We start from the raw sequence: 20,980 nt of genomic DNA, 5'->3' as shown, positions 1-20,980 counted from the left end.
AAGGTTTTAGTACACTGTAAGGTAGACAACATGAAGGAGGAAAAGATATGCCAATGTGGTTAGGTATTCTAGTGGGCGTAGTAGCACTAGTAGCAGGCGTGGCGTTAGGATTTTTCATTGCCCGCAAATATATGATGAATTACTTACAAAAAAATCCACCAATTAACGAACAAATGTTAAAAATGATGATGATGCAAATGGGACAAAAACCTTCCCAAAAGAAAATCAATCAAATGATGAGCGCGATGAATAAGCAACAAACAAAATAAGCGCCAAAGGGCACTCTTACCGAGTGCCCTTTTCTTTTGGATATAAAAGATATTTAAAACTTTTAAAAATTCTGTATTTTTGATAAACTGAAAATATCGCTCATTTTAAGGGAGGAGGATAAATATGAAAGTATTTTTTAATTTAGCTTGGTTTTTTAAACAAGAAAAACGAGCGTACATAATTGGAATTATTATGTTATTTGGTGTCGCGCTTCTTGAACTTGTAGCGCCAAGGGTACTAGGAATTGTAGTAGATGAAATTAATAATGGAACATTAACGTCTGAAAAATTGTTGAACTGGGTTATTCTATTAGTAGTTGTAGGAATGACGATGTATATATTACGTTACTTATGGCGTATTATGATTTTTGGATCTTCTTTAAAACTAGCTCGTCAATTGCGAAAGAATTTATATGAACATTTTACAAAGATGAGCCCATCCTTTTATCAATCACGTCGTACGGGCGATTTGATGGCACATGCGACAAATGATATTCAGGCGATTCAGCAAACTGCTGGGTCAGGTGTGTTAACACTCGTTGATTCATTAGCTGTTGGAGGATGTGTACTCGTAGCGATGGGGTTTACAATTAGCTGGAAGTTAACGTTATTAAGTTTAATTCCGATGCCAATTGTAGCTATTTCTACAAATTATTATGGAACTTTATTGCATAGAAGATTTCATAAAGCGCAGCAATCGTTTTCTGAAATCAATGATAAAGTACAAGAAAGTATGAGTGGGATGAAGGTAATTCGCTCACTTGGACAAGAGAAAGAGGATTTACAAGCGTTTCGGAAAAAATCGGAAGATGTCGTACATAAAAATATGTTAGTTGCACGTATTGACTCGTTATTCGATCCAACGATTTCCTTAATTGTCGGATTTTCATTTTTAATCGCAATTTGTTACGGATCATTATTAGTCGTACGGGGTGAATTAACTGTAGGGGAATTGGTAACATTTACAACATACTTAGGGACTCTTGTATGGCCAATGTTAGCTTTTGGATGGCTATTTAATATTATGGAGCGTGGACGTGCTTCGTATGATCGTGTGGAGAAAATACTTTCACAAACTTCGGATGTAGTGAATAAGGAAAATGCTATACATGCTATAGCAAGTGGTGATGTCTCGTTTGCTGTTGATTCGTTTTCTTATAAAAAGAATGAACTATTAAACTTAAAAGATATTTACTTTAATTTAAGAAAAGGTGAAACGTTAGGAATTGTCGGGCGTACCGGTGCAGGGAAGACGACGTTATTAAAATGTTTAATTCGCGAGTATGACCACTTTAATGGTGAATTAAAAGTTGGTGAGCGGGATATTCGAGATTTAACACTTCACGGTGTACGCTCTGCAATTTCATACGTACCGCAAGATCATTTTTTATTTTCAGCGAGTATTGGGGAGAACATTGCTTTTGGAAAGGCCGATGCTACATATAAAGAAATTAGCAGGGCTGCTGAGATTGCTTGTATTCATAATGATATTATTCAATTTTCGGAAGGATATGACACGGTAGTAGGTGAAAGAGGGGTTTCGCTATCAGGAGGCCAAAAACAGCGGATTTCAATTGCACGTGCGTTATTAACGGATGCTGAAATTTTAATTTTAGATGATTGTTTATCAGCTGTAGATGCAAAAACAGAAGAAACTATATTAACTGCATTGAAACGAGAAAGAGCAGAAAAAACGACGATTATTACTGCGCACCGTTTAAGTGCGATTCAGCATGCAAATCTTATTCTTGTTATTGATGAAGGTAAGGTTATGCAGCGAGGAACACATGAACAACTAATGAACGAAAATGGTTGGTATAAAGAAATGTATGAAAGCCAGCAGTTAGAGGCGTTGGTAGAGAAAGGAGGCGTATGATGGCTGAGAAAAAGCGGAGTGATTTAAGGAGATTGCTTTCTTATATGAGACCATATAAAGGGTTATTAGCATTAGCATTTTTATTTCTAGTTGGTGCAACTGTAACTGAAATGATGGGTCCTTTTTTAATTAAACAATTTCTTGATGAACACTTAGTACCACGTAACTTTGAACAATCAGCACTTGTAACTCTATTTGTAGTGTATATTATTGCTCACTTATTAAAAGTATTATTTACGTATTTAGACTTATTGTACTTTCAAAATATCGCTTTTAAGATTGTTCAAGATATGCGAGTTGAAGTGTATGACCATGTTCAAAAATTGTCATTAAGTTTCTTTGATCGTACGCCGATTGGTACACTTGTATCTCGTATAACGAATGATACGGAAGCGATTAAGGATTTTTATGTTAGTGTACTATCAACATTCGTGAAAAATGTAGTCTTTTTAGTGGGGATTTTAGTAGCGATGTTTTTACTAGATGTAAAATTAGCGCTATTCTCTCTCATATTAATTCCAATTATGTTTGCGATTATGGTGCTGTATCGACGGAAAAGTGCAGCTTTTTATTTAGAGGTACGTAATCAACTGAGTGTATTAAATGCAAAGTTAAATGAGTCCATTCAAGGGATGAATATTGTTCAAGTGTTCCGGCAAGAAAAGCGGATGAGAAAAGAGTTTGAAGAAGTGAACAACAAGCATTATAGTGCTGGACGTCGTACATTGAAATTAGATGCATTACTTTTACGTCCAGCAACAGATCTTGTTCATATTGTAGCAATTGCGTTAGTTCTTGGTTTATTTGGAATTGACGCTTTAAAGAGTCCTGTTGAAGTAGGGGTTTTATATGCTTTCGTTAACTATATTCATCGTTTCTTCCAGCCGGTAAATGAGATGATGATGAAACTATCTTTCTTCCAACAAGCGCTCGTTTCATCATCGCGTGTATTTCATTTAATGGACGATAAAGATTTAGCTCCTGTTCAAATGGGGAGTGAAAATCCACGAGTAGTTAACGGAGAAATTCAGTTTAAAGATGTTACTTTTTCATATGATGGAAAGCGTGACGTTTTAAAAAATGTATCTTTTCACGTAAAGCCAGGGCAAACGGTTGCTTTCGTTGGACACACTGGTAGTGGTAAGAGTACAATTATGAATTTATTAATGAGATTTTACAATATTAAATCAGGTAATATTGTAATAGACGGAGTGGGTTTAGAGAAGTTTGAAGAACAAGAAATTCGAAAGAAAATTGGTCTTGTGCTGCAAGATGCATTTTTATTTGCTGGAAATGTAAAGCAAAACATTCGTATGTATAATGAAGAGATAACGGATGAAGAGATAGAAGAAGCCGCGCGATTTGTGCAAGCGAATACGTTTATTGAAAAATTACCAGAGAAATATGATACAGAAGTAGTCGAAAGAGGAGCTGCGTTTTCTAGTGGTCAAAGGCAATTAATTGCTTTTGCTAGAACGATAGCAACTAATCCGAAAGTATTAGTGTTAGATGAAGCGACGGCAAATATTGATACAGAAACAGAGGAGGCGATCCAAACGGCATTGCAACAAATGCGAAAAGGTAGAACAACGATAGCGATTGCACACAGATTGTCTACAATCCAAGATGCGGATCAAATATTTGTTATGCATGAAGGGGAAATCATAGAAAGAGGAACACATCAAGAATTGCTTAGTGAACAAGGACTTTACTACAATATGTACTTACTACAAAATAAAGGGAGTTTGCAACAGGCCTTGTAATTATAAGGTCTGTTTTTAATTCATTGAAGTAGTAAAAGTATGCAATGAAATTTCTTGTGGACAATAAAGTGGTATTTTGCTTAAGGTGCTTTTTTATGAAAAATATATAATTTTTACAAAGTATATATTGATAACATAGTATAATGTATTTGATATATGTTTAAAAATAATCGGAAATGAAATAAAGGAGTAATAATATGGAGTATGTGCTAATAGGTGGGATTTTAATATTATTAGCTGTAGTGTTTGTACTGTTTTATAAAAATAAACAGTTAGAATCAGAGAGTCAGCAAGTAGAGTTTGAAAAAAAACAAGCGATTGAAACGTATGAAAATGAGATTGCAGCTACGATTACAGGGCATAAAGAACAACAGGATACTTTAAAGAATATGGAACAGAAAAAATATAATGATTTACAAGTGAATACAGCTAGAGAACTTGAAAATATGCGTATGATGAAAAATCAATTGGCTGTTCAACATAGTAAAGAACGTAGTGAAATGCAAGATAAGCATAGTAGTGAAATACATATGTTTCAAAATTTAATTGCGGATTTACGAGAATATACCAAAAATGGTGCTGAAGTGAATGCGCATGAAACATTACATTATATGAAGCGAGGTTTCGTTGAGCAAGGAATAATACTAGAAGAAGAGTTTCATATTATACCGAACGTTTTTATGATACGCAATAAATATAGAGATAAACGTGACATAAATGATAATCGAATCCATCACCTCATCTTATGTAAAACTGGCATTTATCTACTTGAGACGAAAGAATGGACGGGGACATTAATTCATGGTTTAACGAGAGAAAATGCTGGTGTATGTTCATTTATGATGGAGGAAATTGGTAAGTATCAACATGAAATTGAAAAAGAAGAGACGTTTGAATTTATTACGGAGGGAACTTCATTAACTATGCAAGTAAGAAATGAAGGGAATCCAGCGTATAAAGCGAAAATACTATCTCAAACTTTATATAATTGTTTGGAAGAAATGCAAGTAGATATTGTAAAGGAAAAAGTAAAACCGATTGTATATTTTGAAAATGAAAGCGGAAAAGAAGTTATTGATCTTTCTAATGAAGAATTGCCGAGATTTAAAGATAGAGAGCAAATTGTAACGTTTTTCAGAAATGAAGTTTTAACAAGTAAAGTAATATATACAGCACGAGAACTACAAAAGCTTAGAGATATGATTGGCCAGATGAATTATGTTGCGAAGTGAAAAATAAAGTAGGGGTGTTGAATGAATGGAGAAAGGTAAAAGGTAAAAGCGCTATATTGAGGGGGATATTATACATTTATTTTTGTTTGTATATATTAATGTATATTACGTTTATTTTTGTTATTGATATGGTTCATGTGTCATTGAGTGTAATGAGTATTTTTTTGGTAGTAATGCCTTTTGTCCTATTAGTTATTATTCAAAAGTTTAGCTTGCATGTTTCTGCAAAACGTAATAAGGGTAAGAAACAACTGTTTACTGTAATGATGGTGGGGCTCATTCCATTAATAGTGTGCATCGTACAATTAAGTATAAATGCATACACTTCAAATTTTAATCAGGATCGATGGTTAAATTATAAAGAAAAACGGGTATATATGGTAGATAACTTATTGGAAGAACATAAAATGATAGGGAAATCAAACGAGGAAATTACAAAATTGTTAGGGGCCCCCACGGAAACAAGAAGTTGGGAAAAGGGAATTACTACTTTGTATTATCTTGGGAATGAACGTGGTTTTATTTCTATAGATAGTGAATGCCTTGTATTGCAATTTGATAGAGATGGAAGAGTAATAGAATATAAGGTGCAACGAGATTAAAATATTGAGGGAAGAAGCTATATCTTTTATAGCTTCTTTTTTATTGTTTAATTTGTTTTAGAAGGGGCATGAATTGTTGAATGGAATAAGGAATGAAAGTGGAGGTGATGCATATATTTAGAGGCATTGGGTAGTTTTTGTAATTTTGTATAAAATGAAAAGGAGGTAGGACGGTGAAATCAATACCGACTGAAGTCCTGAGTAAGGAATTGATGGAAAGAGAAGGAGTTATATCTATTACAGTGATGGAATTTGAAAAGATAGAAGTGGCCGGAGTAGTTGTTTCTGGTCCTGCTGTTATTTTGATTAATCAAGAGTAAGTACATATTATCAATATAGAAAAGTAGAAAGAGCATCCATTTAGGGTGCTTTTTGTTTGTATAGAAGTGCGCATATGATAGATAATTGGGGTATTGGAGGGGGAGTATGTGGCAATTATTATAACAATGTTATTAATGGGAGTTTTATTAGGATTTGTCGGAGCAGGAGGAGCAGGATTTATCATCGCGATACTCACTCTAATATTCCATATCCCTATTCATGTTGCGCTTGCAACATCTTTAACTGCTATGGCATTTACAACATTATCTGGAGTAGTAAGTCATTACCGAGAAGGGAATGTTGTGTTTGTAATAGGTGGGATTGTTGGGGGATTTGGAGCAATTGGTTCCTTTATTGGTTCAAAGTTTGGTTCGCTAATACCAGCACATCTGTTGCATTGGTTTACAGCGGGTATGTTATTTTTATCTGCAATTTTTATGTTTATTCGATTGATTATGTTTCAAAACAGGGAGCAGTCGTCTTTAAAAGAGGGAAAAGAACTTACGAAGGATAACTTGATTAAATGTATATGTCTCGGACTGGTTACTGGAATTTTAGCTGGTTCGTTTGGGATTGGTTCAGCACCCTTTATCCAACTCGGGTTAATGGTTCTATTAGGTTTAACGATCCGTCAATCTGTAGGGACGACAATGCTCGTTATATTACCAATCGCAATTGGAGGTGGGCTTGGATATAGTTCGGAAGGGTATTTAGATTATGTATTATTAGTACAAGTTTTAATCGGGACAATGTTAGGCGCATATATAGGAGCTAAGTTTACAAATTATGCACCTCGCATGCTTCTAAGGTTTTCGATGATTATGACACCAATATTAGCTGGATGTATGTTGTTAGTAGAGTAAAGAAAACTATTAATATATTTTACGAATGAATTATGTAAGTAATTCATATTTCCCATATAAAAAGATTTGCTTTAATATAATGAGTGTAAAGTTCGAGTATTCGAAGTATTACTTGAATTATATCCCTATCCCTTTTCTAAAAATGCGAACAAGTTTTGCCCTATTCTATTCAATAGTTTATTGTATAGAAATATATTGTTCGATGACCATTATGGAACGCACATAATGGGTAAATCCCGATCCTTAAAGAGGATGCCCCTAATCTTCATGTGAAAATATGATCGGATAAGAAAGCTGGCCAATTTATGGTCAGCTTTCTTTTTGTTCAAAGAGTAATTCTTCTTTAATTTCTGTTTGCAATAATAAAGTTTTTCCAAAGCGGCGTTTACATTCAGCCCGTACTTTTTGAATGGCTAGTAGCTGAGAAGTAGCAGGCACTGTGACAATTGCTTGTCGAGGTTTCCGATTTTCTTCACAAAAAATACATTCCACAACATATTTAGAAATCATAATTTCATCCTTTCGGTTTGAATTTCTAAGAAGGGACTGCTCATGAAGTTGATGTAATCTTTCGTCATCGTTTTACTTTTTTCCTCTTTTTTCAAGGATAAATATAAAGAAAGATAGAAAGTTAGTATGGGGGGAGATAGGATGAAAAGATGGATTGGTACGGCAGCTATATGTATGAATGAAAAGAATGAGTTTCTAATGGTATTACAAGGAAAAGTAAATGAAGAGAAGCGATGGTCTGTGCCGAGCGGAGGACAAGAAGAGGGAGAAGAGCTTGAAGAGTGTTGTGTTCGTGAAGTATGGGAAGAAACGGGTTATGAAGTAGAAGTTATAGACAAGCTATGTGAAAAAAAGGGGATAACATATGGGGTACCAGTTCATGTGTATTACTATGTTGTGAAGTTAATAGGTGGTAACATGAAAATACAAGACCCTGATGAGTTAATACATGAAATAGATTGGAAAGGAATAGATGAAGTGAAAAAATTATCTTTATCGTTTCCAGAAGAATATGAGCTATTATATAAATATACAAATAAAAAAGAAAGTGTTTAAATACTTTCTTTTTTATTGTATCCAAGATAAGAAAAGCGGAACGATAACTAAACTAGCTCCAGCTGTTAAAAGCATTGATAAACTTGCAATTGTACCTTCTACAGGACCGATTTCAAATGCTTTTGATGTTCCGGTTCCATTCGCGCTAGTACCTAGCATTATCCCTTTTGCGAGCGCTGTTTTAATACGGCATATGCGTATGAGCGTAGGACCGAGTAACGCTCCAGTTAAGGCAGTTAATACGACGAAAACGGCTGTTAATTGTGACATACCGCCAATCATTTCTGAAATAGCCATTGCAATAGGTGTTGTTACAATGTGCGGTGCTAAACTTTGTTCTATTGTAGAGTCAATTTGAAAAAAATCAGCTAATAGTGCGGAAGTAATAACCGATAGAAATGAACCAACAATGACATTAATTAAAATGGCCGTTCCATGTTTTTTTAATAAATTAAAGTGTTTATAGATTGGCCATGCGAAAGCAACCGTTGCAGGTTTCAATAATTCTGTTAGCCAATGACTACCAGATTCGTAGGTTTCGTATGGTGTATCTAATCCGAGTAGTAAAGCAATTAAAATGATTGGGCATACAAGAAGGGGAGAAAGTAAGCTCCAATTCCAGCGTTGATACATTTTTTTAGATACCCAATATGTGAATAGTGTTAATAGTAAACAAAGAAAGCCGATCATTGTGTGGATCCTTTCCGCTTTAATAGCAATTCTGTTAAAAGTCCTGTTACGAGAGTGACACAAAGTGTACTAATCACGATAATTAAAATGAGATCGATTCCATATTGTGATAATGTATCTTTGTAACGAATGACAGCGACTGCAGAAGGGATGAAAAATAAAATAAGTTCTTTTAATAAAAAGTCTGCACCGTCTTGTATCCATTCTTTTTTCACTATGTTAAATTTTAATGAGATTAATAATAAAAAAATACCGATTATACTTCCTGGAACTGGGAGGTGTGCCTGTTTTGAAATCCATTCACCTGTCCAAGCGAAACAAAATAATAATAAAATTTGTCCGCTTAACTTCCACCATTTCATACAGTAACCACCTTTTTGTTTTTTTACATAAAAATTGTAAAAAATAATTCGCAATTTCTACTATACGTTCATTCGAAATATTTGTCTAATATATAAATTATATGTTATTAATATATTAGATGTATTAATCGAAAATGAAAAGGGTGTCCAAAATGGAATTACGGCATTTGCAATATTTTGTTGTAGTGGCAGAGGAATTGCACTTTGGACGAGCGGCTGCTCGTCTACAAATGACACAACCACCGCTTAGTCAACAAATTCAGCAATTAGAAAAAGAAATGGAAGTTATGTTATTTTCAAGAACGAAGAGAAAGGTTGAATTAACAGAAGCTGGAGAAATGTTTTTAAAAGAAGTAAAAAAAGCGTTTGAACAAATTGAAAAAGCAGTAGAAGTCGCACAAAGTGCTCAAAGGGGAGAAGTGGGATCACTTTCAATTGGTTTTGTAGGTGCGGCGATATATGATATTTTACCGTCAATCGTCAGGGAGTATAGAAAGAAATTTCCAAGAGTGTCTGTTGCATTACATGAATTGTCAACACCGGATCAGGTGCATGCACTTCATGATAATCGAATTGATATTGGATTTTTACGTCCGCCAATTCCAACGCAATTACTTGAGTTAGAACCAATTCAAAAACTTTCGTGTACGTTATGTTTACCGAAGGCACATCCACTTGCTGAAAAGGACGAAATACATATCGAAGATTTAAGGGATGAACCTTTCGTATTTATTACGAGACCAGTATGGCCAGCGTTATACGATACAATTTTATCGCTTTGCCGCGATGTAGGTTTTAGTCCGCATATTGTACAAGAAGCAACGGAGTATCAAACTGTCATGGGGCTTGTAGCAGCAGGTATTGGAATTACAGTAATACCTGTATCCGCAAATAAATTGTATAAAACAGAAGTTGTATATAAAGAGTTATGTGATTCTAATTTTGTTGCAGAAATGTCAGTGGCTTATAAAAAAATGAATAACAATCCAGAGTTGTTAGAGTTTTTGAAAATTGCAAGAGAGAAGAAACGAATAGAAATAGGAGATGAGAAGGACGAGTAGTAATCGTGACGAAAAAGCGATTTAATTTACATATATAAAAGTACACCTTGTTAAAAAATAAAGAGGAAAGGCATTTGAATTGCCTTTCCTCTTTATTGTTCTTTTTTTAGCTCGATACTAAATAGATAAACGTGTTCGTTTTCTTTTAAGAGTAACTCAATGCCTGGTTCTTCATCAATTGTAGGAACACTTAAAGTATCTTTACTTGTTTTTATTACAGCGGCTAAAATCGTTTTTTGATTGTATTTTACGTTTTTAGTAGATTGAATTGTAGTGGTTGCAGAACTATTTATGCTTGGAGGAGCTACTGCAGGAACAAGTGTTGAACCACCTTCGATATTAATGTACCATTGACCTTTTTCTTGTACATCTTTATCAAATTGGAAATATGGTGGTATGAAAGAAAGCCTTATTTTCTTTTCTAAAAAATGTGATGAAGCTATGTTAGCAATCTCTTTCACTTTTTTACCATTTTGATAATATTCAATCGTAGCATGTAGTTCATCTTTATTATTCTTGACTGTAACATCATAAAACATTCTATTTCCTTCTTGTATAGGAGTCATTTGTAAAATATCAGATTGTTCTTTTGTTAACTTGTATGGTTTAACAGTGGCATCTTCGTTGTTTTTTAGTGGGCTACAACTAGTGAAAAGTAACAAAGAAAGAATAAACAGTAATTTTACACGCATGTAACCCCTCCCTTTTTTTGTAATTATAGTATGTAAATAGTTTTATTTCCATTTTTATTTCTAGGACTAAAGGCTTAGAAAAGATTCCGATTGAAGTGCGATGTTTAAAATGTCATATTTTTATACACTAGTAGTATAGAATACGTATGTTATGAAGTAAGGTAGGGGAAGGGATCTATGTCTTTATGTCGGTTAGCGAGAAAAAATATACAAACATTTGCTACCAAAAGGTTAAAACAATTTATGTGGATTGCTATGAATACAATGATTTGTTTTTTTATGATATCATTCCGATTCAATGAAGCTGTAATAAGTAAATTGGGATATACACTTATATTTGTAAAGTGGTTTTATGCTATGTTTCTATTTGTAGTTTTTGTATGTATTTTCATTACTTATAAAATGACAGCCTCTTTTTTACAGGTAAGAAGAGAGGAGTTTAAATCGTACGAAGTAGTGAATATGACGAGAAAGGAAATGTTATGTTTATTGTGTCATGAGCAATTATTAATTTACGGAGGAGCTTTCGTTTTCGGATTAATTCATGGTATGTTATTTTTGAAATTATTTATTATTATTTTTATGAAAGCAGTAGGAATCCAAGGAGTAACAAATGCACCGATTACGACGTATGCGATAATGGTAACAGCAGTTGTTATGATAACCGTCATTATAATATCAATGTGGCAATGTTGTAGGTTTACACAAAGGTTAAAGGGTGAAAAGTCATATGAAACAAGGAAAAAGGCATGAGAAATCATGGCTTTTTCTTCATTTTACACATGTTATTAATCATGATACAGTGGGAAGAACTGAAAAAAAGAGTTAAGAAGAAAGGTTGTATGGAATGATAAATGAGCAAGCGATCGTAAAAGTTGATCGATTAACAAAGCGAATTGGTTCAAAGACATTAGTAGAAAATATTAGTTTTGAAGTGAAAAAAGGTGAAGTAGTTGGCTTATTAGGACCAAATGGTGCTGGAAAAACGACATTAATGCGAATGATGGTCGGAATGATTCGTATGACAGAAGGAGAAGTATGGATTGATGGTCAATCTGTAAAACAGCAATTTGAAAAAACTGCTGCGAAAATTGGCGCTGTAATTGAGACACCAGAATTCTATCCTTTCTTAAGCGGCTATGAAAATTTAACATATTTCGGACGAATGAATGGAAATGTAACTGAAGAGCGTATCGATGAAGTTGTGCGACTATTAGGAATGGGACAAGTGATTGACCGTAAAGTAAAAGCGTATTCACTCGGTATGAGACAACGTTTAGGAATTGCTCAGGCACTTATACATAATCCAGATGTATTAATACTAGACGAACCAACGAACGGATTAGATCCTAGTGGTATACATGAAATGCGGATGTACATAAAGAAAATTGCACATGAACAAGGGAAAGCTGTTCTTGTCTCTAGTCACTTACTCTCAGAAGTTGAATTAATGTGTGACAGGGTTATTATTATTCAGCACGGAGAATATGTCGCAACACAAAATATTCAAAATGATCAAAAGGAAGAAACAGAAGAAATACATATCCGTGTAGATGATGCGAATAAAGCGGCAGAGGTTTTAGAATACGATGTTTTAGTAAAAGAAAACGAATTAATTATAAACGTGAAAGATGAAGAAATTCCAAATATTCTTCGTACATTGATGGAGAAAAATATTCAAGTTTATCGTGTATATGAAGAAAGAAAAACGCTAGAAGAGCAGTTTTTAGAATTAACAGGGGGAAAAGATATTGTTTAATTTAGTTTATAACGAGCTGTATAAAATATTTAAGCGAAAGCGAACGATTATTCCTTTTGCAGCTATTGCGGTATTAATTATTGGGTTAGGATGGGTTACGGTAAAGTATTTAGAGCCAGAAACAAAAGGGTGGAAAGCGGATTATACAGAACGCACTGTAGAAATTGAGAAAAAGCTCGGCATGAAAAAAGAGGATATTTTAACAGAAAAGTCAGGAGACGAGCTTGTAAAGGAATACCAGCTTAAAATGAAGCATTTAGATACGAATACAGCGCCAGCAAGTAGTTCTCCACTTTCTTTCATGAGAGATACTGGTTTTATTGTTTTTCCTATTTTACTTCCGTTTATTCTCGTATATGCGAGTACAATTTTTGCGAATGAATATAGCTGGGGAACATATAAATTTTTAACGATTCGTCCGGCGAGTCGATTTAAAATTTTAACATCTAAGTTTTTGGCAATCGTTATATTTTCGGCATTATTATTTATATTTAATATGATTTTTTCCGTATTATGTGGGCTAATTATTTATAAATTCCAACAACCAGCTTGGACTGAATTTGTCGTTCAAAACGGAAATATAATAAAACAAAATATTTTCGTAGAAGCAAGTAAATATTATATTTTATCGTGGCTACCAACTCTGGTGTATGCTGCATTTGCATTTATGATTTCTGTTTTAACGAGATCGAGCGGAGGTGCAATCGGGATTTCTCTATTTCTTGCATTATCAGGGGGAATAGCGCTAATTCCGGCAGCAAGATATGAATGGGCGAAATATTTATTACCAGCGAATACAGATTTATATGGGCTTTCAAAGGGCGGGAGCTTTATTGATGGAGTAACATTCCCATTCGCTTCTTGTATGCTTCTTCTATACTTAGCTGTATTTTTAGGGGTGTCCTATACTGTATTTATAAAACGAGATTTAACAGCATAAGCAAAAGCCGTTAAGGGTAACTTAACGGCTTTTTGTTTGTGATAATTGATGAATAGCTTCTTCGGCTAATAAGGCGAAATACTCCGCGCTAATAGGTAATGCTTCTTCATCTACTGTAAAAGCTGGATGATGCCATTCATGTGTACCGCTTGTTCCCATAAAGACGAATGAACCTGGTATTTCTTGTTGGTAAAAAGAAAAGTCTTCTCCTGCCATTGATGGTGTAGGAGAGATAACGTTTAGATTCATTTTCTCTGCAATCTGAATAGAAAAATCAGTGAGTACTTTATCGTTTTGAACAGCAGGAGGACCTGGGTAAAATCGAAATTCTGTTTTTACACCTAGTGCATCAGAAATGCCTTTAATGATACGTTCCATTAATGCCGGAATCTTTTCACGTGTTTTAGCTTGGAATGTACGGACAGTTCCTTCTAATATTGCTTTTTCGGGAATAACGTTCCACGTATTCCCTGAATGAATGTTTGTTACACTTACGACAGCGTTATGAGAAGAACTAATATTTCGGCTTACAATTGTTTGAAGTGCCATAACGATTTGAGATGATGCAACGATAGGATCGACGCCGGCATCAGGCACAGCTGCATGTGTTCCAACACCATGAATTTCAATTTCAAATCGATCTACTCCAGCCATTAGTGGACCGTCTTTAATACCGATTGTACCTACTGGTAAATCGGGCTTATTATGCATACCAAAAACGGCTTGCACATTCTTTAAATGTCCAGCTTCAACAACTTTACATGCTCCGTTTCCACTTTCTTCAGCAGCTTGGAATATAAAACGCACAGTTCCGTTAAGAGAAGCTTCTTTTTCTTTTAATAAGTAAGCCGCACCCAATATAGCAGCTGTATGAAAATCATGCCCACAAGCATGCATTTTACCTTGTATTTTTGAAGTGTATGGAAGGTCTGTTTCTTCTTGGATAGGAAGGGCATCGATATCAGCACGAAGCGCTACCACCGGTCCGTTTTTATTACCAGAAATTTCAGCGATAATTCCTGTTTCTAAACTGGAATCAATAATAGTAATATTAGCTTCTTTTAACCAATTTTTTATTGCTTTTGTTGTTTCAAATTCTTCGTACGATAGTTCTGGGTATTCGTGTAAATGGCGACGAATAGAAATAAGTTTTTCTGTTAATTGATTTGGAATGGATGCCACTTATTATCCCCTCTTTCTTAAGTGAAATATTTGTATTCATTATATAACACAATAATAAAAGAGAGGATTTTCAAATGAAAATCCTCTCTCGTTTATGCTGCAACTTTTTTATGAGTATGCTGTTTTTTATAACGTCCACGCATTGCATATGCAATTTGCGGGATTGCAATACCGATTAAAATAAGTGATACACCGACCCATTGTGAAGATAGTACAGCTTCTTTTAAAACGAATACAGACATAATTGTTGTAACTGGCAGTTCTGCTGCACCAAGAATAGTTGCTAAGCCAGATCCGATTTTTGGAATACCGATTGTAAAGGCAATGGACGGAATAACGATACTAAATATTCCTAATCCTAAGCCGTATTTCCAAAGGCCTTGAGAAATTGCTCCGTTAAAAATAAATGTTGGCGGGAATACGATCATGACTAAAGTTAAAGCGCCAGCCATTAAAAGGACACCGCGTGGTAACGAAGGTACTTCAACGGCAACTTTACCACTTACGAAAATGTATGTTGCAAATGTAATAGCAGATAATAAGCCTAAAATGATTCCAGTCGTATCGAAATCACCAGCTGATGTTTCTAATAACCCACTTGATAAAAATGTACCTGCAAGTAAGAAGATTACTGAAATAACTTTTTCTCTTGAAGGTAATGTTTTCGTTGTAATTGCTTCAATGATAATTCCAACCCAAACGAATTGGAATAAAAGTATAATTGCAATAGAAGCTGGTACAGTTTTTAAAGAAGCGTAATAAAAAATTCCAGTAAAACTTGCAGACGTACCTGCGACGAATAAAATTAACATTTGTTTTAGTGGAACACGATGTCTAGAAAATAGAAGTGTAATAGCAAGTAAAATAATCCAACCGAACAAATACTGGCTACCAATTACCTCTCCAAGTGAAAATCCTTCTGCATATGCAAGTTTAACAAAAATAGCTAAAACCCCATAACTACACGCTCCTAATAAAACTAAAAGAGAATAACGAAGCATGAAAAATTCCTCCCATCTATATGAAATTGTTCCGTAACGGACATATATAACTAGAGGGAAGTATACAAAATTAAAAATGAAGGGTCAAATAAAAGAAAAGTGCGACATTTTATAGAATAATAATAAAAGTATGATATTTATGCATAATCTTGAAATTATTAATAGTATAAGTATTATAAAAGCAGCTTTGTATTGTATAAAGTCAGCATTTGAAAAAAATATTTTTAAATCAATATGTATGTAGACACACTTGTAACGTGCTAATCATTTGAGAAACTATGTTACCTTTGTTATGTTAATAACAATTAGAGGAGTTTCATAATCCAATTGAGGTTTTTCTATATAATAGAAGGAAATGAAAACGTTTTATTAGAAACTGTGTGAAAGAGTAGTTTTTCTTATTATCACGTTGGAAAAGCGAGTTCACGAATTGTTCATAGTATTTTTATGTGTTTTTGCTACAATATGTAAGGAGAGGAGTGGAATAATGCAAGATATTAGTATTTTTTTAGCGTTTGGAGCTGGGTTCTTATCATTTATATCCCCATGTTGCTTACCGCTTTATCCGGCATTTCTATCATACATAACAGGTATGTCGGTTTCTGAATTGAAAGAAGAAAATGCAATGCTTCGTAAAAGAAGTATGATACATACAGCGTTTTTCTTACTTGGATTTTCAATTATATTTATTGCAATTGGATTTGGTACAAGTTTTATCGGAGGCATCTTTACGGATTATAAAGATTTAATTAGACAGTTAGGTGGTATATTTATCATCGTGTTCGGTTTAATTATTGTTGGTGTGTTTAAGCCGAAGTTTTTAATGCAAGACCGTAAATTTACATTTAAAAATCGTCCGAGTGGTTATTTTGGATCAGTACTAATTGGATTGGCGTTTGCCGCAGGATGGACGCCTTGTACGGGGCCTATTTTAGTGTCCGTAATTGGATTAGCAGCAACGAATCCAGAATCGGCAATGATTTATATGATTGCTTACATACTTGGATTTGCGATTCCCTTTTTCGTACTTTCATTCTTTATTACGAAAATGTCTTGGATTAAAAGAAATAGTATGGCGTTCATGAAAGTCGGAGGATACATAATGATCGTTATGGGGATCTTCCTATACTTTAATTGGATGACGAAAATTATCGTATATTTCTCAAGTTTATTTGGTGGTTTTACCGGTTTTTAGTATTATTCTGTGAAAATGTTGGAAATACTAACGGAAAAGCATATAATGAAAGTATATTTTGCATATAGCCACAAAAAAGGATGAGAAAATATGAACATAGTTCTGTTATCAAGTATCGTTGCTGTTTGTATGGCTGTCGGTGCGATGTTTATTCGTTTAAAAGCAGCTAAGAAACCTGCAACATTGAAAAAAATTATACTTCCGCCATTTTTCATGAGCACAGGAGCATTGATGTATGTTTTTCCTGAATTTCGATTAACTCCAGCAGAAATGTTAGAAGCGATTGTCGTTGGTCTATTTTTCTCCATTTTTCTTATTAAAACATCTAAATTTGAAATACGCGGACAAGAGATTTATTTGAAGCGTTCAAAAGCATTTGTATTTATTTTAATTGGATTACTTGTAGTGCGTATCGTGTTTAAAACATACTTAAGCCAATCTCTTGATTTAGGACAACTTAGCGGTATGTTCTTCTTACTTGCGTTTGCAATGATTGTGTCATGGAGAATTGCGATGTACCGTTCCTTTACGAAATTACAGAAGGAAATGGAAAAAGAAGATGGTTTTTATAACGAAAAAGATATGAAACTAACTTAAAACTGTATATGTATAAAATAAAAAATACAGCGTCTTTGACGCTGTATTTTTTATTGGTATTGTTAGCACCTTCTGTCCCAACCACGACGTATAAAACGTAACTTGTCGAAAATAGGGAAATAAAAAATGAAGATTATTTTGCAAGTAAAGATTTGTAATTTGAATAATCAATCTTTTTTTCTTGAAGTTTCTTAATTAAAAATTTATGGTCGCGCTTCGGTGTGGCAACGATATATCCTTGTATAATTAAATCTTGTGTAATTTTTGAAGCGTTTTCCTTTATTGCAAGTTCACCAATTTTACCGGCAATCTTTGACTTGGCAACATCACGAAATAGTTCAGGAACGGGACTTACTAGTTCTTCTAATAATTGTTTTTGTTCGTCATCCCATAAATGTCTCGTTTTATTAATATAGTGCTCTTCCCAATCTAAAATGGACATACCATCTTCTTTCGGCAATCGTTTTAGGAATTTTCTGAACATGAAATATCCACCAATGGACATAAGCCCTAATAATACAACAGTCCAAGTGACTATAAACCAACTAAACCATCCTTCAAGCAATTGTATGCCCTCCTTTAACGAAAGCAATATTTTGTATTTTATTTATATTATAAGCAATGAGATTCATAGAAAGCAAGAACGCTTGGTCATTTTGACCAAGCGTTGTGATTTAAACGAAGTATAGTTGTTCAACGCGTAAAATATCATTGTCATCTTCTACGTATTCAATGATAAGTGTGCCAACTTTACGATCTTTATCTTCGGTTGTGAAAATAGAGTAAGAAGTAAAACGTGTTGTTGATAGGCCGCTTATATGTGTAGGTAAAGAAATGTAGTTGTTATCGCGGAAGAATTCCATCAGTTCGATATCTTCAAATTCTTTTCGGTCAACTTGTTTATTTGTATAGCGGCGTTGAAGTTGTTTTAAAGATTCATTCCAAGAAATTGCTTTTGTGTCGTATACCATTGTTCTATCCCCTTACTGTATGTAATCATTAAGAACATACGTTCCATGTTAGTATACTCTTTTTATAAGAAAAGTGGAAGCAAAAAATAATGTAAGCTTGGAAACCCAAGCTTACATAAAAAATGCGTTCATAATCATCTCTATTTTTCATTATAAGTCAGATGAGAATAGGAAACAAGATGGTAAGTATTTTGTTGATAGTTTTCAAAATTCTGTATATTATAAAGGTAACTTACGATAGTGAAAAGGAATGATTGGTATGACTTACATAGTTTCACTTCAAGGACCGATGGCAAGTGGGAAAACGACATTAGCAAAAAGATTAGAGAAGAGAGGACATTCGGTTATATATGAAAACCCTTATCCAATTGTAGAAAAGCGGAAAGAATTAAATTTGGATATTTACACAAAAGACGGGTTTATTACAAATCAAAAAATGTTTATTGAAGCAAAAATAAAAGAGTTTCAAAATGTAAAGGAATCGATTGTTATTTTTGATCGTGGACCAGAAGATATTGAGTTTTATACACTCTTTTATCCGACGATTATAGGAGAAGAGTGGGATATAGAAACAGAATTGAAAGAAGAACTATATAAATTAAGAGAGTGCCGTTCGGATGCAATTTTTTATTTAGATGTTTCGAAAGAGAATTTGTATGATAGAAAAAATAATGATAGGGCAAGAAATCGAAGTACATTTGAGGAACAATTTAGATTAGTAGAAGTTGAAAAAGAATGGTATAAACAATTTCCCGTAACTTATGTGGACACTAATATATTATCAGTGGACGAATTAGAGGCATATTTTATAGGGTGGCTAAGGGAGAAAAGGCTATGAAAAAAATATTATTATTCGTATATCCGACATTTGCGGAGTTTGAAATTACAGTAGCGACGGCATTGCTGAAAAATAAATATGAGATTATTACAGCGGGTGTAACGAAAGAAATGGTGATAAGTGAAACGGGCTTGCAAGTACAGCCGCACATAGAATTAAATGAATTGCGTGTGGAAGAGTATGAGGGGATTCTTATTCCAGGCGGAGATGCAATACATATGAAAGAGGCAGAACTGCTTTTTTCAGCCATTCGTCAATTTTCTGAGGAAGAAAAGTTAGTGGCAGCTATTTGTGCTGGACCGTATGCATTAGCAAGAGCAGGTTTATTTAAAGAAATTTCTTATACAGCGACCATAGATTATCAAAAATTAGATTGTTTTCCAGTAGAAAATTTTGTGTATGAAGAAGTTGTACAGCACGCAAATATTATTACAGCACAAGGACATGCATTTGTACCATTCGGAATAGCGATTGCCTCTTATTTTGGGGTAGCGAATGAACATAATATAAATTTTTATAGTGGCAAGGGCAATATGATGATGGAGAATCTTTTACCGGAAAACGTGTAAAAGCTAGCGAATGCTAGCTTATTTCTTTTTACATCGATAAATTACTAACGTTTTCGGATCGCTCCATATACCGTCATGAATTGTTAATTCATTATCTATTTCTTTTTTTAGCCAGTCCTTCATTTCGGTGTGAAGGGACATATTATCAGGTATATTCAGCGACGGAAACATGCTAGAAATATAGTTAATGATTGGAGTGGCATGATGAAAAACAAGTGCATTATGAATAATTGTTTCTTCAACAGTTGAAAAAACAGAGTGTAATAGATCTTTACCATTTTCTAAACAAAATGGAGCTGCTGACGGTGATGTTTTTGGTAAATCAAATGCGACTAACATTTTGTTACACATTTCATCTATACGAGGTAATGAAACTTTAGAATTTGTTGTAGCTAAAAGTGCGCCGCCGGGACGAATTACTTTATGGAATCCTTGAATTGTTTTTTCGACATCTTTCATGTGGTATAACATATGCCTTGCGATTACCCAATCATAACAATTAGCTTCGAAAGGAAGTTTACTAGCATCACCCAGTTTCCATTCGATTATATTATTCTTTATTGTAGCTTCAGAAAGCATAGTTTCCGATTGATCAAAACCAGTTAGATGTCCTTTATGACCATTCGTTTGCAAAAGGGAAAGGAATTTTCCGTTAGCGCATCCGACCTCTAATATTTTTTCTTTCCCTTGAAGTTGTAAATGTTCAATGACGATTTCATCTACATTCACTCGTTTCTCTTCGAAATATGTATGCGTATCGATACGTGTTTGTAAATGGTTACTAACGTTGTATTGGCGTTTTACATCATTCATTTTTTCACATTCCACCTTTATGCAAAATTGCTGAATCGCATGTGTTAATACGTCTGTTTTATTTAAACTTTCGTAATGGAGTGCCGATTCAAACCTTGCAAGTAATTTTTCTTCAATTCGAAAATGAATATCCTTTCGCTTCGCCACTGAAATCTCGCCCCTTTGCATCTGTTAGTGAGACTATAGCACGTCTGAAAAAAATCTGTAAATAAATTGTGTACACAAGTACAAGTATGAGAGGGATAAAAAATTGCTTGAATAATATTTTAAACTATTGACGATTTAACCGTTTTCATATATTCTTAAATTAAGTAATATT

General features: G+C 34.0%; 25 protein-coding genes and 1 pseudogene. 17 read left to right on the top strand and 9 right to left on the bottom strand.

Annotated elements, in window-relative coordinates:
* The first annotated feature begins 47 nt into the window (after window positions 1–47).
* From NSQ47_RS11745 to NSQ47_RS11715, 7 genes are all read left to right on the top strand, one after another.
* Window positions 48–269 (top strand): YneF family protein, encoded by a 222-nt coding sequence (locus tag NSQ47_RS11745; protein ID WP_001132292.1) that lies wholly within the window; start codon window positions 48–50, stop codon window positions 267–269.
* A gap of 124 nt (window positions 270–393) precedes the next feature.
* Complete coding sequence (locus NSQ47_RS11740; RefSeq protein WP_341036990.1) at window positions 394–2,145, top strand: ABC transporter transmembrane domain-containing protein; 1,752 nt, start codon at window positions 394–396, stop codon at window positions 2,143–2,145.
* Window positions 2,145–3,908 carry an ABC transporter ATP-binding protein gene (locus NSQ47_RS11735; protein WP_070139814.1) on the top strand — a complete coding sequence of 588 codons (1,764 nt, stop codon included), beginning with the start codon at window positions 2,145–2,147 and terminating at the stop codon, window positions 3,906–3,908. The genes NSQ47_RS11740 and NSQ47_RS11735 overlap by 1 nt, the downstream gene beginning before the upstream one ends.
* A gap of 197 nt (window positions 3,909–4,105) precedes the next feature.
* Window positions 4,106–5,140, top strand: a complete 1,035-nt coding sequence (locus tag NSQ47_RS11730) for a nuclease-related domain-containing protein (protein ID WP_002160874.1) — start codon at window positions 4,106–4,108, stop codon at window positions 5,138–5,140.
* A gap of 98 nt (window positions 5,141–5,238) precedes the next feature.
* Window positions 5,239–5,742: a hypothetical protein gene (locus tag NSQ47_RS11725; protein WP_341038232.1), complete on the top strand. Its 504-nt coding sequence runs from the start codon at window positions 5,239–5,241 to the stop codon at window positions 5,740–5,742.
* Between the two features lie 173 nt (window positions 5,743–5,915).
* Complete coding sequence (locus NSQ47_RS11720) at window positions 5,916–6,062, top strand: BC1881 family protein (protein ID WP_000836278.1); 147 nt, start codon at window positions 5,916–5,918, stop codon at window positions 6,060–6,062.
* A gap of 108 nt (window positions 6,063–6,170) precedes the next feature.
* Complete coding sequence (locus tag NSQ47_RS11715) at window positions 6,171–6,926, top strand: sulfite exporter TauE/SafE family protein (RefSeq protein WP_341036989.1); 756 nt, start codon at window positions 6,171–6,173, stop codon at window positions 6,924–6,926.
* Between the two features lie 309 nt (window positions 6,927–7,235).
* On the opposite strand, the gene NSQ47_RS11710 is transcribed toward NSQ47_RS11715, so the two are convergent.
* The gene (locus tag NSQ47_RS11710) at window positions 7,236–7,436 is read right to left on the bottom strand and encodes a DUF3903 domain-containing protein (protein ID WP_002111199.1); all 201 of its coding nucleotides are present in this window, start codon (window positions 7,434–7,436) and stop codon (window positions 7,236–7,238) included.
* Window positions 7,437–7,577: 141 nt separating this feature from the next.
* On the opposite strand from NSQ47_RS11710, the gene NSQ47_RS11705 reads away from it, so the two are divergent.
* Window positions 7,578–7,991, top strand: a complete 414-nt coding sequence (locus NSQ47_RS11705) for an NUDIX hydrolase (protein WP_016105860.1) — start codon at window positions 7,578–7,580, stop codon at window positions 7,989–7,991.
* A 12-nt stretch (window positions 7,992–8,003) separates the two neighbouring features.
* On the opposite strand, the gene NSQ47_RS11700 is transcribed toward NSQ47_RS11705, so the two are convergent.
* Both NSQ47_RS11700 and NSQ47_RS11695 read right to left on the bottom strand, forming a co-directional pair.
* Window positions 8,004–8,681 carry an LrgB family protein gene (locus NSQ47_RS11700; RefSeq protein WP_002111197.1) on the bottom strand — a complete coding sequence of 226 codons (678 nt, stop codon included), beginning with the start codon at window positions 8,679–8,681 and terminating at the stop codon, window positions 8,004–8,006.
* Window positions 8,678–9,043, bottom strand: a complete 366-nt coding sequence (locus NSQ47_RS11695) for a CidA/LrgA family holin-like protein (protein ID WP_002111194.1) — start codon at window positions 9,041–9,043, stop codon at window positions 8,678–8,680. The genes NSQ47_RS11700 and NSQ47_RS11695 overlap by 4 nt, the downstream gene beginning before the upstream one ends.
* Window positions 9,044–9,195: 152 nt before the next feature.
* Between NSQ47_RS11695 and alsR the strand changes: the two genes are divergently transcribed.
* Window positions 9,196–10,104: an acetoin biosynthesis transcriptional regulator AlsR gene (gene alsR / locus NSQ47_RS11690; RefSeq protein WP_002160879.1), complete on the top strand. Its 909-nt coding sequence runs from the start codon at window positions 9,196–9,198 to the stop codon at window positions 10,102–10,104.
* 92 nt (window positions 10,105–10,196) lie between these two features.
* Here alsR and NSQ47_RS11685 read toward each other — a convergent pair whose 3' ends face one another.
* On the bottom strand, window positions 10,197–10,796 hold the full coding sequence (locus NSQ47_RS11685) for a histidine kinase (RefSeq protein ID WP_215569098.1): 600 nt from the start codon (window positions 10,794–10,796) through the stop codon (window positions 10,197–10,199).
* Window positions 10,797–10,973: 177 nt separating this feature from the next.
* Between NSQ47_RS11685 and NSQ47_RS11680 the strand changes: the two genes are divergently transcribed.
* From NSQ47_RS11680 to NSQ47_RS11670, 3 genes are all read left to right on the top strand, one after another.
* Window positions 10,974–11,549, top strand: coding sequence for an FtsX-like permease family protein (locus NSQ47_RS11680; protein WP_341036988.1), 576 nt, complete (start codon window positions 10,974–10,976; stop codon window positions 11,547–11,549).
* Between the two features lie 94 nt (window positions 11,550–11,643).
* Window positions 11,644–12,555: an ABC transporter ATP-binding protein gene (locus NSQ47_RS11675; protein ID WP_002111191.1), complete on the top strand. Its 912-nt coding sequence runs from the start codon at window positions 11,644–11,646 to the stop codon at window positions 12,553–12,555.
* A complete protein-coding gene (locus NSQ47_RS11670) occupies window positions 12,548–13,495 on the top strand; it encodes an ABC transporter permease (RefSeq protein ID WP_002111190.1) in 948 nt (315 codons plus the stop codon). The genes NSQ47_RS11675 and NSQ47_RS11670 overlap by 8 nt, the downstream gene beginning before the upstream one ends.
* A 21-nt stretch (window positions 13,496–13,516) precedes the next feature.
* Here the strand turns inward: NSQ47_RS11670 and NSQ47_RS11665 are convergent, their stop codons facing one another.
* Complete coding sequence (locus NSQ47_RS11665) at window positions 13,517–14,677, bottom strand: M20 peptidase aminoacylase family protein (RefSeq protein ID WP_002111189.1); 1,161 nt, start codon at window positions 14,675–14,677, stop codon at window positions 13,517–13,519.
* Between the two features lie 92 nt (window positions 14,678–14,769).
* Window positions 14,770–15,678, bottom strand: coding sequence for an EamA family transporter (locus NSQ47_RS11660; RefSeq protein WP_002111188.1), 909 nt, complete (start codon window positions 15,676–15,678; stop codon window positions 14,770–14,772).
* Between the two features lie 321 nt (window positions 15,679–15,999).
* Between NSQ47_RS11660 and NSQ47_RS11655 the strand changes: the two are divergent.
* The 3 genes and pseudogenes from NSQ47_RS11655 to NSQ47_RS11645 all read left to right on the top strand — a co-directional run bounded on the left by NSQ47_RS11655 (window position 16,000) and on the right by NSQ47_RS11645 (window position 17,470).
* Window positions 16,000–16,149 (top strand): annotated as a pseudogene (locus NSQ47_RS11655) (peptidase T).
* 16 nt (window positions 16,150–16,165) lie between these two features.
* Entirely contained in the window at window positions 16,166–16,873 is a 708-nt protein-coding gene (ccdA, locus tag NSQ47_RS11650) for a cytochrome c-type biogenesis protein CcdA (RefSeq protein WP_001152675.1), read from the top strand.
* Window positions 16,874–16,963: 90 nt separating this feature from the next.
* A complete protein-coding gene (locus NSQ47_RS11645) occupies window positions 16,964–17,470 on the top strand; it encodes a CcdC family protein (RefSeq protein ID WP_002160885.1) in 507 nt (168 codons plus the stop codon).
* Between the two features lie 133 nt (window positions 17,471–17,603).
* Here the strand turns inward: NSQ47_RS11645 and NSQ47_RS11640 are convergent, their stop codons facing one another.
* A complete protein-coding gene (locus NSQ47_RS11640; RefSeq protein ID WP_002160886.1) occupies window positions 17,604–18,035 on the bottom strand; it encodes a DUF2621 domain-containing protein in 432 nt (143 codons plus the stop codon).
* Between the two features lie 109 nt (window positions 18,036–18,144).
* Window positions 18,145–18,441 carry a hypothetical protein gene (locus tag NSQ47_RS11635; protein WP_002199653.1) on the bottom strand — a complete coding sequence of 99 codons (297 nt, stop codon included), beginning with the start codon at window positions 18,439–18,441 and terminating at the stop codon, window positions 18,145–18,147.
* A gap of 259 nt (window positions 18,442–18,700) precedes the next feature.
* On the opposite strand from NSQ47_RS11635, the gene NSQ47_RS11630 reads away from it, so the two are divergent.
* Both NSQ47_RS11630 and NSQ47_RS11625 read left to right on the top strand, forming a co-directional pair.
* Window positions 18,701–19,279, top strand: coding sequence for an AAA family ATPase (locus NSQ47_RS11630; RefSeq protein WP_341036985.1), 579 nt, complete (start codon window positions 18,701–18,703; stop codon window positions 19,277–19,279).
* Complete coding sequence (locus NSQ47_RS11625; protein WP_002160889.1) at window positions 19,276–19,848, top strand: DJ-1/PfpI family protein; 573 nt, start codon at window positions 19,276–19,278, stop codon at window positions 19,846–19,848. The genes NSQ47_RS11630 and NSQ47_RS11625 overlap by 4 nt, the downstream gene beginning before the upstream one ends.
* Window positions 19,849–19,866: 18 nt before the next feature.
* Here NSQ47_RS11625 and NSQ47_RS11620 read toward each other — a convergent pair whose 3' ends face one another.
* Window positions 19,867–20,808, bottom strand: a complete 942-nt coding sequence (locus tag NSQ47_RS11620) for a class I SAM-dependent methyltransferase (RefSeq protein WP_016105849.1) — start codon at window positions 20,806–20,808, stop codon at window positions 19,867–19,869.
* Between the last annotated feature and the right edge of the window lie 172 nt (window positions 20,809–20,980).

This window comes from Bacillus sp. FSL R10-2780, assembly GCF_038006125.1.
Classification (GTDB): domain Bacteria; phylum Bacillota; class Bacilli; order Bacillales; family Bacillaceae_G; genus Bacillus_A; species Bacillus_A cereus_U.
Note: the sequence above shows the minus strand (reverse complement) of the source record. Positions and strands in the feature narration are given on the sequence as shown.

Coding starts and splice junctions, on each gene's coding strand:
- NSQ47_RS11745 (WP_001132292.1), top strand. CDS start 48: ATGCCAATGTGGTTAGGTATTCTAGTGGGCGTAGTAGCACTAGTAGCA.
- NSQ47_RS11740 (WP_341036990.1), top strand. CDS start 394: ATGAAAGTATTTTTTAATTTAGCTTGGTTTTTTAAACAAGAAAAACGA.
- NSQ47_RS11735 (WP_070139814.1), top strand. CDS start 2,145: ATGGCTGAGAAAAAGCGGAGTGATTTAAGGAGATTGCTTTCTTATATG.
- NSQ47_RS11730 (WP_002160874.1), top strand. CDS start 4,106: ATGGAGTATGTGCTAATAGGTGGGATTTTAATATTATTAGCTGTAGTG.
- NSQ47_RS11725 (WP_341038232.1), top strand. CDS start 5,239: ATGTATATTACGTTTATTTTTGTTATTGATATGGTTCATGTGTCATTG.
- NSQ47_RS11710 (WP_002111199.1), bottom strand. CDS start 7,436: ATGATTTCTAAATATGTTGTGGAATGTATTTTTTGTGAAGAAAATCGG.
- NSQ47_RS11705 (WP_016105860.1), top strand. CDS start 7,578: ATGAAAAGATGGATTGGTACGGCAGCTATATGTATGAATGAAAAGAAT.
- NSQ47_RS11700 (WP_002111197.1), bottom strand. CDS start 8,681: ATGATCGGCTTTCTTTGTTTACTATTAACACTATTCACATATTGGGTA.
- NSQ47_RS11695 (WP_002111194.1), bottom strand. CDS start 9,043: ATGAAATGGTGGAAGTTAAGCGGACAAATTTTATTATTATTTTGTTTC.
- alsR (WP_002160879.1), top strand. CDS start 9,196: ATGGAATTACGGCATTTGCAATATTTTGTTGTAGTGGCAGAGGAATTG.
- NSQ47_RS11685 (WP_215569098.1), bottom strand. CDS start 10,796: ATGCGTGTAAAATTACTGTTTATTCTTTCTTTGTTACTTTTCACTAGT.
- NSQ47_RS11680 (WP_341036988.1), top strand. CDS start 10,974: ATGTCTTTATGTCGGTTAGCGAGAAAAAATATACAAACATTTGCTACC.
- NSQ47_RS11675 (WP_002111191.1), top strand. CDS start 11,644: ATGATAAATGAGCAAGCGATCGTAAAAGTTGATCGATTAACAAAGCGA.
- NSQ47_RS11660 (WP_002111188.1), bottom strand. CDS start 15,678: ATGCTTCGTTATTCTCTTTTAGTTTTATTAGGAGCGTGTAGTTATGGG.
- ccdA (WP_001152675.1), top strand. CDS start 16,166: ATGCAAGATATTAGTATTTTTTTAGCGTTTGGAGCTGGGTTCTTATCA.
- NSQ47_RS11645 (WP_002160885.1), top strand. CDS start 16,964: ATGAACATAGTTCTGTTATCAAGTATCGTTGCTGTTTGTATGGCTGTC.
- NSQ47_RS11635 (WP_002199653.1), bottom strand. CDS start 18,441: ATGGTATACGACACAAAAGCAATTTCTTGGAATGAATCTTTAAAACAA.
- NSQ47_RS11630 (WP_341036985.1), top strand. CDS start 18,701: ATGACTTACATAGTTTCACTTCAAGGACCGATGGCAAGTGGGAAAACG.
- NSQ47_RS11625 (WP_002160889.1), top strand. CDS start 19,276: ATGAAAAAAATATTATTATTCGTATATCCGACATTTGCGGAGTTTGAA.